This window comes from Variovorax paradoxus NBRC 15149 (assembly GCF_001591365.1).
GTDB lineage: Bacteria > Pseudomonadota > Gammaproteobacteria > Burkholderiales > Burkholderiaceae_C > Variovorax > Variovorax paradoxus.
In genome coordinates this window covers 522,349-538,840 of record NZ_BCUT01000005.1, presented here as the reverse complement: position 1 = coordinate 538,840, position 16,492 = coordinate 522,349, and the positions used below count along the sequence as shown (strand labels likewise).

The window sequence follows — 16,492 nt, the reverse complement described above, 5'->3', positions numbered from 1 at the left end:
GCTCAGCGCAGCGAGAAAAAGCGGTTCGACAGCACCAGCACGGTGACCGACAGCAGCGAAGTCACCACCACCAGCAGCAGCGCGAGCTCGTCATGCCCGGCCTGCACCGCGTCGTAGATGGCCATCGACAGGGTCTGGGTCTGCTGCGGAATGGAGCCCGCCACCATCAGCGAGGCGCCGAATTCGCCCATGGCGCGCGCAAATGCGAGCAGCGTGCCGGCCAGGATGCCGGGCCAGGCCAGCGGCAGCGTCACGCGCAGGAACACCGAGAACGGCGACTGGCGCAGCGTGCTGGCGGCGGCTTCGAGCGAGCGGTCGACGCCCGCAAAGGCGGCGCTGGCCGACTTCAGCACCAGCGGCAGCGCCACCACGGCAGAGGCGACGACGGCGCCATGCCAGCTGAAGATGATGCTGTAGTCGAAATGCTCGCGCAGCCAGCCGCCGAGCGGGCTGTGGCGCCCCGCCGCCACCAGGATGGCGTAGCCGATGACCGTGGGCGGCAGCACCAGCGGCAGCATGAACACCGCCTCGAGCACCGTGCGGCCCGGAAAGCGCTTGCGCGCGAACACCCAGCCCAGCGCCACGCCGGCCACGAGCGCCAGCAGGGTCGCGACCGCGGCCACCTTGAGCGACAGCACCAGCGGAAACCAGTCGGCCGAGGCGATGAGGGAGTTCGTCGTATTCATGAAGATACAACGCAATTGTTGCACGAACAGGCGCTTCCCCCTGAAGAGGCATGCGTGGCGGGTGCGGGAGGATGGCGCCGATATCCCTTCGGATACAGCGCGGGGAACAGAGCTCAGGGTGCGAGCAGGCGCGTCAGCGCGCGCACGTCGGCCGCCGTGGCCAGGCGCGCGGCATTCTCGATGGCGCGGTAGTGCTTGACGATTTCCTCGCCCACGGGCGTGAGCGCGGTGCCGCCGCCGCGCGAGCCGCCGGCCGCGGTGTTCACGGCCGGGGAACTGAGGGCGTTGTTCATCTCATCGATCAGCATCCAGGCGCGCCGGTACGACATGCCCAGCTGGCGCGCCGCGGCAGAGATCGAGCCGGTTTCCGCCACCGCCTCCAGCACGGCGATCTTGCCGGGGCCGAAGGCGATGCTGTCGTCCCTGTAGATGCGCAGGCGGAACTGGACTCTGGTTTTCATGCCGGTGGTGATGCGAAGGAACGGTGCGGGAGGAGCTTGGCGCCAAGGTTAAACCATGGCCCCGCGCCCTCGCCGCCCCGCCCTCAGTCCACCGCCGCGAGCACGCCGGAGCCGGTGCCGTAGCCGGCCGCCGCCATCGGCTGGCCGCCGCGCGCAATGCGCACCGCGCAGTACTTGAACTCCGGGATCTTGCCCATGGGATCGAGCGCGGCATTGGTCATCAGGTTGGCCGCCGCCTCGTAGTAGGCGAAGGGAACGAACACCGCGCCGCTGGGCGTGCCGTCGTCGCGCCGCACGTGGATGGCCACCTCGCCGCGGCGCGACTGCACGGTGATCACGTCGCCGGCCTCGAGGCCGAGCTTCAGCAGGTCGGCCTGGTTCATCGAGGCCGTGGCCATGGGCTCGAGCGCATCGAGCACCGTGGCGCGGCGCGTCATGCTGCCGGTGTGCCAGTGCTCGAGCTGGCGGCCGGTGATGAGCACGAAGGGGTACTCGGCATCGGGCCGCTCGTCCGCCGGAATGATGTCGGCCGGCACCAGCCTCACGCGGCCGTCGGCCGTGGGGAAGTCGTCGATGAACACCGTGGGCTGGCCCGGATCTTCCTCGCTGAGGCAAGGGTAGGTCACGCTCGAATCGCGCTGCAGCCGCTCCCAGCTGATGCCGCTGATCACCGCATGCATGGCCTGGCGCATCTCCTCGTAGACCGCGGCCACGCCCGATTCCTCGCCCTCGTAGTTCCACCCGAGGCCCATGCCGCTGGCGATCTGCTGGATGATCCAGAGATCGGGCCGCGCGTCGCCCGGCGGGTTGAGCGCGCGCTTGCCCAGCTGCACCATGCGGTCGGTGTTGCTCACCGTGCCGGTCTTCTCGGGCCAGGCACTTGCGGGCAGCACCACGTCGGCGAGCCACGCGGTCTCGGTCATGAAGATGTCCTGCACCACCAGGTGCTCCAGGCTCGCGAGCGCATGGCGCGCATGGTTCAGGTCGGGGTCGCTCATGGCCGGGTTCTCGCCCATGATGTACATGCCGCGCACCTTGTGCGGATCGCTGTCGGGCGCGAGCGCCTTGTGCATGATCTCGACCACGGTGTAGCCCGGCGTCGCATCGAGCGGCGTGCCCCAGAAATCCTCGAACCACGCATGCACCGCTGGGTTGTCGACGCGCTGGTAGTTGGGGAACATCATCGGGATCAGGCCCGCGTCGCTCGCGCCCTGCACGTTGTTCTGGCCGCGCAGCGGATGCAGGCCCGAGCCCGGCTTGCCGATCTGCCCGGTGACGGTGGCCAGCGCAATGAGGCAGCGCGCGTTGTCGGTGCCGTGCACGTGCTGGCTCACGCCCATGCCCCAGAGGATCATCGCGCCCTTGGCCGTGGCAAAGGCGCGCGCCACTTCGCGCAGCGTTTCGGCCGGCACGCCGCAGATCGGCGCCATCGCCTCGGGGCTGTAGCCCTTGACGTTCTCGCGCAGCGCCTCGTAGTTGCTGGCGCGCGTGCGCACGAACTCCTGGTCGACCAGGCCTTCGTCGATCACGGCATGGATCAGCGCGTTGAGCATGGCCACGTCGGTGTCGGCCTTGAACTGCAGCGTGCGCCAGGCATGGCGGCTGATGTCGGTGCGGCGCGGGTCGGCCAGCACGATCTTGGCGCCGCGCTGGGCGGCGTTCTTCATCCAGGTGGCGGCCACCGGGTGGTTGGCCGTGGGGTTGGAGCCGATGACGAAGATCAGCCCTGCATGCTCCACGTCGTTGACCTGGTTGCTCACCGCGCCCGAGCCCACGCCTTCGAGCAGCGCGGCCACGCTGGAGGCGTGGCACAGCCGCGTGCAGTGGTCGATGTTGTTGCTGCCGAAACCCGTGCGCACGAGCTTCTGGAACAGGTAGGCCTCTTCGTTGCTGCCCTTGGCCGAGCCGAAGCCCGCGAGCGACTTGGGCCCGTGGCTGTCGCGCAGGCCCGAGAGCTTGCCGGTGGTGAGCGCGAGCGCCTCTTCCCAGGTGGCTTCGCGGAAATACTCGCTCCAGTCGTCCGGCCGCGGTGCATCGCCGAAATCCTTCGGCATGCCGGCCTTGCGGATCAGCGGCTTGGTCAGGCGCTGGGGGTGGTGCGCGTAGTCGAAGCCGAAGCGGCCCTTCACGCACAGGCGGTTGTGGTTGGCCGGGCCGTCGCGGCCGTCGACGCTGACGATCTTCTCATCCTTGACGTTGTAGGTCACGAGGCAGCCCACGCCGCAGAACGGGCACACCGAATCGACCTTGCGGTCGACAGCTTGCGAGCCGATGTGGCTCTTGGGCATCAGCGCGCCGGTCGGGCAGGCCTGCACGCATTCGCCGCAGGCCACGCAGGTGCTGTCGCCCATCGGGTCGTCCAGGTCGAACACGATCTTGCTGTCGCCGCCGCGCAGCGCGTAGCCGATGACGTCGTTGACCTGCTCTTCGCGGCAGGCGCGCACGCAGCGGTTGCACTGGATGCAGGCATCGAGGTTGACGGCCATCGCGGGGTGCGAGATGTCGGCCTTGGGCTGCTCGCGCCGCAGCGCCTTGAGTTCGGGCCGCACCGCGATGTCGAGCTTCTTCGCCCAGGCGCTGAGCTCGCCGTGCTGCTGGGTGGCGTCATCGCCGATCCATTTGTAGCCCTGGTCGGGCATGTCGGACAGCAGCATCTCGACCACCATCTTCTGGCTCTTGAGCGCGCGCTCGCTGGTGGCCTTCACTTCCATGCCGGCCGTCACGTTGCGGCAGCAGCTGGGCGCGAGCGTGCGCTCGCCCTTCACCTCGACCACGCAGGCGCGGCAGTTGCCGTCGGCGCGGTAGCCGTCCTTGAAGCACAGGTGGGGAATCTCGACGCCGTGGCGCTCGGCCGCCTTGTAGATGGTCTCGCCATCGAAGGCCTGGATGGCCTGGCCGTCGAGGGTGAATTCGATGGTTTGCGGCATCAGCTCCGCGAGCTTGGACGGGGCGTTCATGCCACCTCCTCCGGGAAGTATTGCTGGATGCAGCGGATCGGGTTGGGGGCCGCCTGTCCGAGTCCGCAGATGGAGGCGTCGCCCATGACCTGCGCGAGGTCTTCGAGCGTGGCGTTGTCCCACACCGGCGCATGCATCAGCGCCGCGGCCTTGGCGGTGCCGACGCGGCAGGGCGTGCACTGGCCGCAGCTTTCGTGCTCGAAGAAGCGCATCACGTTGAGCGCGGCGTCGCGGGCGCGGTCGTGCTGGCTCAGCACCATCACCGCGGCCGAGCCGATGAAGCAGCCGTAAGGTTGCAGCGTGTCGAAGTCGAGCGGAATGTCGTTCATGCGCGCCGGCAGGATGCCGCCCGACGCGCCGCCGGGCAGGTAGGCGTAGAGCGAGTGGCCGTCGAGCATGCCGCCGCAGTATTCGTCGATGAGCTCCTGCACCGTGATGCCCGCGGGCGCGAGCTTGACGCCCGGGTGCTTCACGCGGCCGCTCACGCTGAAGCTGCGCAGGCCCTTGCGGCCATGGCGGCCGAAGCCGCTGAACCAGGCCGCGCCTTTCTCGACGATGTCGCGCACCCAGTAGAGGGTTTCGAAGTTGTGTTCCAGCGTCGGGCGGCCGAACAGGCCCACCTGCGCGATGTAGGGCGGGCGCATGCGCGGTTCGCCGCGCTTGCCCTCGATGCTTTCGATCATGGCCGACTCTTCGCCGCAGATGTAGGCGCCCGCGCCGCGCCGCAGCTCGATGCGCGGCAGCGCGCAGGGCGGATCGGCCTGCAGCCGCGCCAGCTCGGTTTCGAGCAGCGCGCGGCAGTCGTGGTATTCGTCGCGCAGGTAGATGTAGCACTGCTCGATGCCGACGATCTGCGCCGCCACCACCAGGCCTTCGAGGAAGCGGTGCGGATCGCGCTCGAGGTAGGTGCGGTCCTTGAAGGTGCCGGGCTCGCCTTCGTCGATGTTGACCGCCATGAGCCGGGGCGCCGGCTGGTCGCGCACGATGCGCCACTTGCGCCCGGCCGGAAAGCCCGCACCGCCCAGGCCGCGCAGGCCCGAGTCTTCCATGGTCTTGATGATGGCTTCGGCGTCTTCCTCGCCGTTGACGAGCGCGGACGCGAGCGCGTAGCCGCCGTGCGCGCGGTAGGTGGCGTAGTCGGTGAAGGCCGGCATGCGCTCGATGGCGCCGGGCAGCGGCGAGATGCTTTTTTCGGCGAACGCGGCCGCGTCGAAGTACGCGACCGTGGCTTCCTCAGGATCGGACTTCAGGGCCTGCAGCACCTTCGCCGTGGTCGCGAGCGGCACGGCCTGCCGGTCGACGGCCACCGCGGGCGCCTGCTCGCAGCGGCCGATGCAGGGCGCCGCAATCACGCGCACGTCGCCGCCCTCGACGCCGAGCAGTTCGGGCAGCCGCGCCAGCAGATCCCTGGCACCGGCCAGTTCGCAGGCCAGGCCGTCGCACACGCGCACCGTGAGGCCCGGCGCGGCCTCGTCGCCGCGCACCACCTCGAAGTGGTGATAGAAGGTCGCGACCTCGTAGACCTCGGCCATCGGGATGTTCATTTCGCGCGCCAGCGCCACCAGGTGGCGGTCGTGCAGGCAGCGGAAGGCGTCGTTGAGCTTGTGCAGGTGCTCGATGAGCAGGTCGCGCCGGTGGCCCTCGGCCGGACGCGCGCCGATCAGCGTGCGCACTTCGACGAGCGCCGCTTCGTCGGGCTGGCGGCCCTTGAGCTTGCTCTTGCGGCGGATGCGCTCGCGCATTTCGTCGGCGGTGGCGAGCGGCACGATGGTGTGCGTGCTGGCTGCTGCCTTTGTTGTTGTCTCGCGGGTCGTGGCTGGGTGGTTGTTCACTGCCTGGGCCTTTTTTCGATGTCTCGGGAATGCCCCCCAGCAAGGCTTGAGAGCTGACCGAGTGTGTGGGGCGGCCCTGGGCGCGTCAAATTCGATCGGCACATCGATCGATTCAATAACTAAATGGCCCCCGTCAGGCGACGGTGCCGCGCCGAGGCTATTCGCCGAGCGCGCCGCTGTGCAGCCGCACCTGCTCGCGCCATGCCGGCGTCTGCAGGAACACCAGGGCGGCATCGAGCGCGCGCGAGGGGCGCACGCCGGTCTGGGTCATGAAGCCCAGCGGCGTCTTGACCTCGGGGGCGACCAGCGGCAAGGCCTCCAGCTCGCGGTAGCTGCGCACGGCCGCGACCATCGACCCCGGCAGCACGCTGCTCACGGTGCCCGCGAGCACGGCCAATGCAAGGGTAAGTACCGAGTTGGTTTCGATGGCCGGCTCCAGCGCAATGCCGGCGTCGCGCAGCGCCTGGTCGATGATGGAGCGGTTGTGCATGTCGGGCGTGAGCAGGCACAGCGGCCGCTGGCCGGCCTCGGCCCACGAGATCGGCTGGCCGATGCGCAGCCGGTCGGCCGAGGGCTTGGCCGCGCGCCGCAGCAGGAAGTAGTGCTCCACGCTCTGCGGCCATGCCGTGAGCTTGATGCCCGGCAAATGCATGCGCTCGGTGTAGCCGAGCGCGAGGTCGACCGAGAGGCTTTCAAGCCCCGTTTCCAGCTCTTGCGAACTCATCGAGAGCACCGCCGGCACGATGCCCGGATGCATCTCGTGCAGCATCGCGGCAAAGCGCGACAGCATCGGAATGGCGGTGGGCACGGCCGCCATGCGCAGCCGCCCGCGCGGATGGCCCTCTTCGCTGCGCAGCTCCTGCTGCAGCACCTCGTTGTCGCGCAGCATGCGCTGGGCCGTGGCCAGCACCCGCTCGCCTTCGTGCGTGAGGCCCACGTAGACGCGCGCCCGCTTGACGATGACCACGCCAAATTCGCTTTCGAGCGAGCGCAGCGCATTCGACAGCGCCGGCTGCGTGATGTGGCAGGCCTGCGCCGCGCGTCCGAAATGCTTGTGCTCGCTGAGCGCGACCAGGTAGCGCATCGACGCGAGAAGATTCACGGGGCGCGCCGCCGGTCAGGTGTTCTTGCTGATGGAGATGGTCGGGAACTTCGCCGAGAAGTCCTTGGCCTTCTCGGCAATGCCCACGGCCACCTGGCGTGCGACGGCCTTGTAGATGCCGGCCACTTCGCCGTCGGGGTCGGCCACCACGGTCGGCTTGCCGCTGTCGGCCTGCAGGCGGATGTTGATGTCCAGCGGCAGCGCGCCCAGGTAGTCCATCTGGTATTGCGCCGCCATCTTCTTGCCGCCTTCGGAGCCGAAGATGTGCTCGACGTGGCCGCAGTTGGAGCAGATGTGCACCGCCATGTTTTCCACGATGCCCAGGATCGGCACGCCGACCTTCTCGAACATCTTGATGCCCTTCTTGGCATCGAGCAGCGCGATGTCCTGCGGCGTGGTGACGATCACCGCGCCGGTCATCGGCACGCGCTGCGAAAGCGTCAGCTGGATGTCGCCGGTGCCGGGCGGCATGTCGACGATCAGGTAGTCGAGGTCCTTCCAGTTGGTCTGGCGCAGCAGCTGCTCCAGCGCCTGGGTGGCCATCGGACCGCGCCAGATCATGGCTTCGTCCTGGTCGACCAGGAAGCCGATCGACATGACCTGCACGCCGTGGTTCTCGAGCGGCTCCATGGTCTTGCCGTCCTCGCTCTCGGGCCGGCCCTCGATGCCCAGCATCATCGGCTGGCTCGGGCCGTAGATGTCGGCGTCCAGCAGCCCGACCGCCGCGCCTTCGGCGGCCAGCGCCAGCGCCAGGTTGGCGGCGGTGGTGCTCTTGCCCACGCCGCCCTTACCGGACGCCACCGCGATGATGTTCTTCACGTTGGGCATCAGCTGCACGCCGCGCTGCACCGCATGGCTGATGACCTTGGTCGTGATGTTGACCGAGACGTTGCTCACGCCCGGCACCGTCTTTGCGGCCGCCACCAGCGCCTTGCGCATGGCCGCGTGCTGGCTCTTGGCCGGGTAGCCGAGCTCGAGGTCGAACGACACGTCGCCATCCGCGATCTGCAGGTTCTTGAGCGACCGGGTCGCCACGAAATTCTTGCCGGTGTTGGGGTCTGCGACGGCCTTGAGCGCGTCCATGAGCCCCTCTGGGGTGAGTGCCATTGATCTAACTCCTGAATGGCGGGTAGTCTAGTGGGTCTCATGGCTCGCCCCCGGGTGCGCATGCATCGCCTTTCCCCCACCGGGGACAACAATATCCCTATCAAATGCCAGAGACACCCCCCGCCACCGGTCTCCTGCTCACCGGCGGCGGCGCCCGGGCCGCCTACCAGGTCGGCGTGCTCGAGGCCATTGCCGGCATCCGGCGCGCGGCGGGCCTGGCCGGCCGGCGCAATCCCTTCGAAGTGATCACCGGCACCTCGGCCGGCGCCATCAATGCGGCTGCACTGGCCTGCGGCGCCGACGACTTCGACGGGGCCGTCGAGCGCATCGCGCAGGTCTGGCGCGACTTCCACGCGGGCCAGGTCTACCGCGCCGATTCGCTCTCGGTGCTCGGCAGCGGCACGCGCTGGCGCATGCTGCTCGGGCTCGGGCGCTTTGCCGCCAACTGGATGCGCATCAAGCCGCGCTCGCTGCTGGACAACGCGCCGCTGGCCGAGCTGCTGGCGCGCATGGTGCCGCTCGAGCGCCTGCCCCGGCTCATGCAGCAGGGCCACCTGCAGGCGCTGGCCGTGACCGCGTCGAGCTACAGCTCGGGCGAGCACGTCACCTTCTTCGAGGCCGCGGTGCCGATGGAGCCCTGGGTGCGTTCGCAGCGGCTGTCGGTGCGCGACCGCCTCAGCCACGCGCACCTGCTGGCCTCGTCGGCCATTCCCTTCGTGTTTCCGGCCACCGCGCTGCCGATGCAGGGGCACACCGAATATTTCGGCGACGGCTCGATGCGCCAGTCGGCGCCCATCGCCGCGGCCATCCACCTGGGTGCCCAGCGCATCCTGGTGATCGGCGCGGGCCGCATGCACGAGCCGCGCGACGCCGACGCGCCCAACACCTACAGCGGCTATCCCACCATGGCGCAGATCGCGGGCCATGCGCTGTCGAGCATCTTTCTCGATGCGCTGGCGGTGGACATCGAGCGGCTGCGGCGCATCAACCACACGCTCGGCCTCATTCCCGAGGAAGCGCGCGCATCGAGCACGCTGCGCCCGCTCGACCTGCTGGTGATCGCGCCGTCGGAGCGCCTGGACGTGATCGCGGCGCGCCATGTCGATGCACTGCCCGGCGCGGTGCGCCACCTGCTGGGCGGCTCCAAGGTTGCGGCCGACGTGAAGGGCGGCGCGCTCGCGAGCTACCTGCTGTTCGAGGCGGGCTACACGCGCGAGCTGATGGCGCTCGGGCGTGCCGACACGCTGCGCCAGCAGGCCGAGGTGCTGAGCTTCTTCGGGTGGGATGCGGCGGCCTGAAGCAGGTCAGCGCGCACCGCCGCTGTCGCCAGGAACACTCCTCAACGCGCTACCCCGCGTCGGAAATCCCAAGCTCCGAGCACACCCGCCCCACCAGCGCCTTCAGCGATGCGAGCTCAGCCTCGAGCCGCGCCACGTTGGCCTTGAGCGCGGCCACCTCGCCGAGCGATGCATCGTGCGATGCATACGCCCCGTCGGCCGATGCACCACCCGGCCCCGCAAGCTCTTCCGCCGGCGCGCCGCTCAAAAGATGCGCCCAGCGGCTTTCGCGCGCACCCGGCAAGCGCGCGAGCTTCACCACCAGTGCGCCGGCCGGCCGCTCGGCGAGCTCGTCGAGAAAACCCTCGACCGACGAAATGTCCGCGAAGTTGTGCATGCGGTCGCAGGCGATGCGCAGTTCACCCGCCGTTTGCGGACCGCGCAGCATCAGCACCGTGAGCAGGATCACCGACTGCGACGGAATGCGCAGCACGCGGTCGATGTTGTGCTCGTAGCGGAATGCCCGGCCGCCGCTGGTTTCGGCCACCAGGCTGTAGCCCTTGAGGCTGTCGATGGCGGCCTGCACCTGGGCCTCGCTCAGGTCGAGCACCGGGTTGCGGCTGGTCTTCTGGTTGCAGCCGGACACCAGCGAATTGAGCGTCAGCGGATAGCTGTCGGGCACGGTGCGCTGCTTCTCGGCCAGCACGCCGAGCACGCGGGTTTCGACGAGCGAAAGAATGGGAAGGGCCTGGGTCATTGCTCAAGGAATCCTGAATGAAAACGAGGGCGGCAAGGGCCGCTTGTTCACGGCACCGCCACGCCGAGTATCGGTCCCAGCTCCCTGGTGAAGTCGCTGCGCCGCAAGGCACGCGAATGCAGTGCCGACACGGTGCCGTCGAGATAGAGCGCGTCGCGGCAATGCAGCACGTCGCGAAAGTAGAGCGCGAACTCGTAGAAGTTCACCGGCTGCTCGCTGATCACGAAGATCGCCGTGTGGCCCGACACGCCCACGCCGTTGCGGATCTTGCGCGAATCGGAATCCGGGATGAAGGCGGGATGCACCACGCCGCGGCGCAGCAGCAGCGGGCCCGACTGGGTCGCCAGCCGCACGCCCTCTTTCGGCAGCGCCGCATATTCGGACGACTCGACCACGCGCGGCCCCGCATCGGACACCAGGAACACGCCGTTCGGCTTGAGGAAGAAGTTGCCCGCACCGGCCGCCAGGTTGAGCGGCGCCTCCTCGCGTCCCTCCTGCACCAGCAGGCCGACCGGGGAAAAGTCCGCGTGGTACATGCCGGCATTCATGGCGAACACGAGCTGCCGGTTGCGCGCGGCGAGCCAGGCTTCGAGGCGGTCGAAGCGCTTGAACGGGGCGCCGCTGTCATCGTGCAGGAACAGCTCGAGCCGCTCCTTGCGCACGTCGATCTTCACGACGGTGTAGCGCGGCTCGGCGGCGGCCGCGGATGCCAGGCTGGCCGCACCGGCCAGGCACAACGCCAGCAGGAGCAGCAGCTTTCTCATGAAGCCACGGAAAGCCGCCTCTGGCTTCAGCCGTTCTGGATGCGGGCGACCAGCGCCTTGGTGAACGCCGCCGTGCCGGCGCTGCCGCCCAGGTCGCCGGTGCGCACCTTGTCGATGTTGAGCGTGTCGTCGATGGCCTTGCGCAGGCGCGTGGCCAGATCGGGCAGCCTGACGTGCTCGAGCATCAGCGCGGCGGCCAGCAGCAGTGCCGTGGGGTTGGCGATGCCCTTGCCGGCGATGTCGGGCGCCGAGCCGTGCACGGCCTCGAAGATCGCCGCATCGGCGCCGATGTTGGCACCGGGCGCCATGCCCAGGCCGCCCACCAGGCCCGCCACCAGGTCGGACAGGATGTCGCCGAACAGGTTGGTCGTCACCAGCATGTCGAACTGCCACGGATTGAGCACCAGCTTCATCGCGCAGGCGTCGACGATGATGGTGTCGAGCTCGAACTTGCCCTTGTACTTCTCTTCGTAGAGCCTGAGGCCCGTCTCCAGGAACAGGCCGGTCAGCACCTTCATGATGTTGGCCTTGTGCACCAGCGTGACCTTCTTGCGGCCGGCGGCAATGGCGGTCTCGAAGGCGTATTCGAGCAGGCGCAGGCAGCCCTGGCGCGTGTTGATGCCGGTGGCCATGCCCACGGCGTGCGGATCGCCGTCGATGCGCACATAGTGCTCGTGGCCGATGTACAGGCCCTCGAGGTTCTCGCGCACGACCATCAGGTCGATCTTGTCGAAGCGGCCGCCCGGAATGATGGTGCGCGCGGGGCGCAGGTTGGCGTAGAGCTGGAATTCCTCCCGCAGCCGCACGTTCGACGAGCGGTAGCCGCCGCCCGAGGGCGTCTCGAGCGGGCCCTTGAGGGCCAGGCGGGTGCGGCGGATGCTGTCCAGCGTGGCCTGCGGCAGCGGATCGCCCGAGGCCTGGACACCGCCGAGGCCGGCGATCTGGCGGTCCCATTCGAAGGGCGCCTTCAGCGCATCGAGCGCGGCCAGGGTGGCGTCGACGATCTCGGGGCCGATGCCATCGCCGGGAATCAGGGTTGCGGGAATGGGGGTGGTCATCGGAAACTCGCTTTCTGTATATCCATCTTGTATATCTCTTTGCCCTATCAGCAGAGAGGGCGTTCGCAAAACGCGCGGCATGGAGCATACGTCGCGCCGGAGACACCCCGGCGCCTTTCGGGTCACTGGGGGTCCGGCAACTCCTGGTCGAGCAGCGAAGCGCGGGCGATCACGAGGCCGGGACGCAGCAGCGCGCCGGGCGCGATCACCGCGTTGGCACCGATGCGCACGCCGTCGCCCGCCAGCGCGCCGAACTTCTCGCTGCCCGTGGCCTGCAATGCGCCGCCCTCGCCGCCTCGCACGAAGATCTGCTTGGCGGGACGCTCGTTGCGGTGGTTGCAGACGATGCTGCCGGCCTCCAGGTTCACGCCTGCGCCCAGCACCGAATCGCCGACGAAATTGAAGTGCGCAAGGGCCGTGCCCGCGAAGACGAAGGACGACTTGAGCTCCGAGCCCGGGCCGAGGGTGCAGCGCTCGCCCACCCAGTTGCCGCCGCGCAGATAGGCGCCGGCCGCCACGAAGCAGCCGGCGCCAATGATCAACGGCCCCTTCAGCACTGCACCGGCTTCCACGGTGGCGCTGCGGTGGATCGCCACTTCGCCTTCGACGGCAAATTCGCCCGCCGGCAGCGCCACGAGCAGTTCGCGGACGATTTCCGCCGCCCGCGCGGTGATTTCCCAGGGCACCAGCCCACCCCAGCGCGCGAGCGGCGAGGCGGCAAAGCCGGCGATGTAGGCGGTGAGATCGATGGCATTCGGCATGCTGCGATGCTGCCACCTAAAATGCCCGGTTCCCGCAAGTTCGTCGCCCACTCCCCGAAAGCGCCCTCCCCGATGTCCGCCCCGCGCAAGCTCTTCGTCACCACCGCCCTGCCGTATGCCAACGGCAAGTTCCATATCGGCCACATGATGGAATACATCCAGGCCGACATCTGGGTGCGGAACCAGCGAATGAATGGCGCCGACGTCAACTTCGTCTGCGCCGACGACGCGCACGGCGCAGCCATCACCATCGCGGCCGACAAGGCCGGCGTGACGCCGCAGGCCTTCGTGGCCGAGATCGCCGCGGGCCGCAAGCCCTACCTGGACGGCTACTACATCTCGTTCGACAACTGGCACTCGACCGACGCGCCCGAGAACCACCAGCTCGCGCAGGACATCTACCGCGACCTGCGCGCCAACGGCCTGATCGAAACCAAGAGCGTCGAGCAGTTCTACGACCCCGAAAAGGGCATGTTCCTGGCCGACCGCTTCATCAAGGGCGAGTGCCCCAACTGCCACGCCAAGGACCAGTACGGCGACAACTGCGAGGTGTGCGGCGCCGTGTACGCGCCCACCGAGCTGATCAACCCCTACTCGGCGCTGTCGGGCGCCAAGCCCGAGTTGCGCAGCTCCGACCACTTCTTCTTCAAGCTCTCGGACCCGCGCTGCGAGGCCTACCTGAAGGAATGGACCGCGGCACCCGGCCATGTGCAGTCCGAGGTGCAGAACAAGATCCGCGAGTGGCTCTACAAGGACGACGAAGGCAAGGGCGGCCTCGGCGACTGGGACATCAGCCGCGACGCGCCCTACTTCGGCATCGAGATTCCCGATGCGCCGGGCAAGTACTTCTACGTGTGGCTCGATGCGCCCGTGGGCTATCTGGCCTCGCTGAAGAACCTGCTCGACAAGCGCTGCATCGAGCTGGGCGGCGACGGCATCTCGTACACCGAGTACATGGCCGACCCCGACCTGGAGCAGGTGCACTTCATCGGCAAGGACATCATCACCTTCCACACCCTGTTCTGGCCCGCGATGCTGCACTTCAGCGGCCGCAAGGCGCCCGATGCGGTGTACGTGCACGGCCACCTGACGGTCAGCGGCGAGAAGATGAGCAAGAGCCGCGGCACCGGCATCGACCCGCTGCGGTACCTGTCGATCGGTCTGGACCCCGAATGGCTGCGCTACTACATCGCGGCCAAGCTCAACGGCCGCAACGAGGACATCGACTTCAACCCCGAAGACTTTGTCGCGCGCGTCAACAGCGACCTCGTGGGCAAGTACATCAACATCGCGAGCCGCGCGGCGGGCTTCATCGGCAAGCGCTTCGGCGGCAAGCTGGGCGAGGTGTCGGCCGACGGCGACGCACTGCTGTTCGCGCTGCGCGATGCAGCGCCGCAGCTGCATTCGCTCTACGACGGCCGTGACTACGCCCGCGCGCTGCGCGAGGTGATGGCGCTGGCCGACAAGGTGAACGAGTACGTCGACCAGAACAAGCCCTGGGAACTGGCCAAGAAGGAAGGCCAGGAAGCGCGGCTGCACGACGTGTGCACCGTGTGCATCGAGGCCTTCCGCCTGCTCACGCTGTACCTGAAGCCGGTGCTGCCGGCGCTCGCCGCCAATGTCGAGGCCTTCCTCAGGATCGAGCCGCTCGCCTGGGCCGACGCCGCGCAGAGCCTGCCGGCCGGCCACGCCATCGGCGAATACAAGCACCTGATGCAGCGCGCCGACGCCAAGATGGTCGACAAGCTGTTCGACGCGCCAGAGCCCGCACCGGCCGCCGCCGCGGCAGAAGAATCGCTGCCGGGCGGCGAAGCCATCGCGCCCGCCATCACCATCGACGACTTCGCGAAGATCGACCTGCGCATCGCAAAGATCGTCGCCTGCGAGAAGGTCGAGGGCTCGACCAAGCTGCTGCGCCTGACGCTCGACGCGGGCGAGGGCACCGACCCGCAGGGGAGTCCTGTTCTGCGCAACGTGTTCAGCGGCATCGCCTCCGCTTACCAGCCCGAGCAGCTCGTGGGCAAGCTCACGGTGCTGGTCGCCAACCTCGCGCCGCGCAAGATGAAGTTCGGCATCAGCGAAGGCATGGTGCTGGCCGCAAGCCATGGCGACGAAAAAGCCCACCCCGGCATCCACGTGCTCGAGCCCTGGCCGGGCGCGACGCCGGGCATGCGCGTTCGCTGAGAAACAGGCTGCGGCTGGGTAACTACTAGCCGAGTACTAGCCGAGCTTGTTGACCAGCACCAGGTCGGCAAACACCTTGCCGCCCACCGAGATGTGGTCGCGCATCGCCTCCGCGGCGTTGTCGGCATGGCCCTTGAGGATCCACTCCACCACCCGCTCGTGCTCGCGCTGCGAGGCGGCCAGGCGACCGGGCTTCTCGAACATCCGCCCGCGGTAGGCCGCGATGCGCAGGCGCACGGTCTGCGCCTGCTCGACGATGAAGGGGTTGCCGCTCGCGCGGTAGATCACGTCGTGCAGCGCGGCATTGGCAAGCTGGTAGCCCTCCGCGTCGTCCGCCTGCGCCCGGGCGGCCGTGCCTTCGAGCGCGCGTTGCAGTTCGACGCGCAGCGCCGGCCCGATGCGCAGCGCCGCCAGCCGCGCCAGCACCCCTTCGAGTTCGCCGAGCGCTTCCATCATGGCGACGAGTTCGTTCGCGCGCAGCTGGCGCACGTAGATGCCGGTGCGCGGAACGATGTCGACCAGCCCGCGCGCGCTCAGCAGCAGCAGGGCCTCGCGCACCGGCGTGCGCGAGATGTTGAAGCTCGCGGCCAGCGCCTTTTCGTCGATCGGCATGCCGGGCGACAGCGTGCCGTCCAGGATGTCTTTTTCAAGCCGGCCGCGGATCTGGTCCTGCAGGCTGCTGGCGTCGAGGGTTTTCGCGGGTTGCATGGGTGCGTGGATATTAGCTAACCTTGTAGATATATCAATTGATCTATTTGGTACATCAATGCTTCCCACCCTCCAGATCGACGGCCACGTCGCCTATCTCACGCTGCGCCGTCCGCAGGCCGCCAACAAGCTGACGCCGGAAGACCTGCCGGCCATCGTCGGCCACCTGGAGACGGTGAACGGCTCGCCCGGCGTGCTGGTGCTGGTGGTCCGCTCGGAGGGCAAGTATTTTTGCAGTGGCTACGATATATCAGAGGTCGCCACCAGCAGCCAGACCGAGGGCCGCAGTTTCGGCGAGATGGTCGATGCGCTGGAAAACTGCCGCGCCGTCACGATTGCGGCGGTGCATGGCGGCGTGTTCGGCGGCGCCACCGACCTGGTGCTGGCCTGCGACTTCCGCGTAGGCGTGCGCGCTGCCGAAATGTTCATGCCCGCGGCCCGGCTCGGCCTGCACTACTACCAGAGCGGCATGGAGCGCTATGTCTCCCGCCTCGGGCTGGACACGGCCAAGCGGCTCTTCCTCACGGCCGAGAAGCTCGACGGCAGCGCGATGCGCGACTGCGGATTCCTCACCCATCTGGTGGACGACGCGGCGGCGCTCGACGCCGAAGTGCTGCGCCTTCGCACCACGCTCGCCGGCATGGCGCCGCTCGCGCTGCTGGGCATGAAGAAGCACCTGAACCAGATCGCGCGCGGCACGGCCGATGCCGCGTCGATCCAGCACGAGGTGCAGCGCACCGTCGCATCCGAAGACCTGGCCGAAGGCGGCCGCGCCTGGCGCGAGAAGCGCCCGCCGGTCTTCAAGGGCCGCTGAGCGCGGCCTTCCCCGGCGCCCCGA

Annotated in this window: 14 protein-coding genes; 3 read left to right on the top strand and 11 right to left on the bottom strand. The window is 68.5% G+C overall.

Translation table 11 applies throughout. The annotated features are described in order from the left end of the window. Nucleotides 1–2 precede the first annotated feature (2 nt). The 6 genes from modB to apbC all read right to left on the bottom strand — a co-directional run bounded on the left by modB (nt 3) and on the right by apbC (nt 8,145). The gene (modB, locus tag VPA02S_RS22925; protein WP_062365730.1) at nt 3–686 is read right to left on the bottom strand and encodes a molybdate ABC transporter permease subunit; all 684 of its coding nucleotides are present in this window, start codon (nt 684–686) and stop codon (nt 3–5) included. Nucleotides 687–799: 113 nt separating this feature from the next. Further along, entirely contained in the window at nt 800–1,147 is a 348-nt protein-coding gene (locus VPA02S_RS22920) for a winged helix-turn-helix domain-containing protein (protein ID WP_015866846.1), read from the bottom strand. An 83-nt stretch (nt 1,148–1,230) separates the two neighbouring features. After that, nucleotides 1,231–4,104, bottom strand: a complete 2,874-nt coding sequence (gene fdhF / locus VPA02S_RS22915; protein WP_062365728.1) for a formate dehydrogenase subunit alpha — start codon at nt 4,102–4,104, stop codon at nt 1,231–1,233. Further along, complete coding sequence (locus VPA02S_RS22910) at nt 4,101–5,846, bottom strand: NAD(P)H-dependent oxidoreductase subunit E (RefSeq protein ID WP_049809675.1); 1,746 nt, start codon at nt 5,844–5,846, stop codon at nt 4,101–4,103. Before VPA02S_RS22910 ends, fdhF begins: the two co-directional genes overlap by 4 nt. Before the next feature lie 247 nt (nt 5,847–6,093). Next, entirely contained in the window at nt 6,094–7,038 is a 945-nt protein-coding gene (locus VPA02S_RS22905; protein ID WP_018906440.1) for a LysR substrate-binding domain-containing protein, read from the bottom strand. A 15-nt stretch (nt 7,039–7,053) separates the two neighbouring features. Further along, on the bottom strand, nt 7,054–8,145 hold the full coding sequence (gene apbC, locus VPA02S_RS22900) for an iron-sulfur cluster carrier protein ApbC (protein WP_015866850.1): 1,092 nt from the start codon (nt 8,143–8,145) through the stop codon (nt 7,054–7,056). 104 nt (nt 8,146–8,249) lie between these two features. Between apbC and VPA02S_RS22895 the strand changes: the two genes are divergently transcribed. Continuing rightward, a complete protein-coding gene (locus VPA02S_RS22895; RefSeq protein WP_027730193.1) occupies nt 8,250–9,443 on the top strand; it encodes a patatin-like phospholipase family protein in 1,194 nt (397 codons plus the stop codon). Between the two features lie 49 nt (nt 9,444–9,492). On the opposite strand, the gene VPA02S_RS22890 is transcribed toward VPA02S_RS22895, so the two are convergent. The 4 genes from VPA02S_RS22890 to VPA02S_RS22875 all read right to left on the bottom strand — a co-directional run bounded on the left by VPA02S_RS22890 (nt 9,493) and on the right by VPA02S_RS22875 (nt 12,762). After that, a complete protein-coding gene (locus tag VPA02S_RS22890) occupies nt 9,493–10,179 on the bottom strand; it encodes a YceH family protein (RefSeq protein ID WP_062365726.1) in 687 nt (228 codons plus the stop codon). A 47-nt stretch (nt 10,180–10,226) separates the two neighbouring features. Then, entirely contained in the window at nt 10,227–10,943 is a 717-nt protein-coding gene (locus tag VPA02S_RS22885) for a phosphodiester glycosidase family protein (protein WP_062365723.1), read from the bottom strand. A gap of 26 nt (nt 10,944–10,969) precedes the next feature. Continuing rightward, nucleotides 10,970–12,001, bottom strand: coding sequence for an isocitrate/isopropylmalate dehydrogenase family protein (locus tag VPA02S_RS22880; RefSeq protein WP_062365721.1), 1,032 nt, complete (start codon nt 11,999–12,001; stop codon nt 10,970–10,972). 122 nt (nt 12,002–12,123) lie between these two features. Next, the gene (locus VPA02S_RS22875; RefSeq protein WP_062365719.1) at nt 12,124–12,762 is read right to left on the bottom strand and encodes an LbetaH domain-containing protein; all 639 of its coding nucleotides are present in this window, start codon (nt 12,760–12,762) and stop codon (nt 12,124–12,126) included. A 72-nt stretch (nt 12,763–12,834) separates the two neighbouring features. Between VPA02S_RS22875 and metG the strand changes: the two genes are divergently transcribed. Further along, nucleotides 12,835–14,946, top strand: coding sequence for a methionine--tRNA ligase (gene metG, locus VPA02S_RS22870; RefSeq protein WP_062365716.1), 2,112 nt, complete (start codon nt 12,835–12,837; stop codon nt 14,944–14,946). A 36-nt stretch (nt 14,947–14,982) separates the two neighbouring features. Here metG and VPA02S_RS22865 read toward each other — a convergent pair whose 3' ends face one another. Continuing rightward, complete coding sequence (locus VPA02S_RS22865) at nt 14,983–15,654, bottom strand: GntR family transcriptional regulator (protein ID WP_015866857.1); 672 nt, start codon at nt 15,652–15,654, stop codon at nt 14,983–14,985. A gap of 58 nt (nt 15,655–15,712) precedes the next feature. Here VPA02S_RS22865 and VPA02S_RS22860 point away from each other — a divergent pair, with 58 nt between their 5' ends. Then, entirely contained in the window at nt 15,713–16,468 is a 756-nt protein-coding gene (locus tag VPA02S_RS22860) for an enoyl-CoA hydratase/isomerase family protein (RefSeq protein ID WP_062365715.1), read from the top strand. Nucleotides 16,469–16,492: the final 24 nt, after the last annotated feature.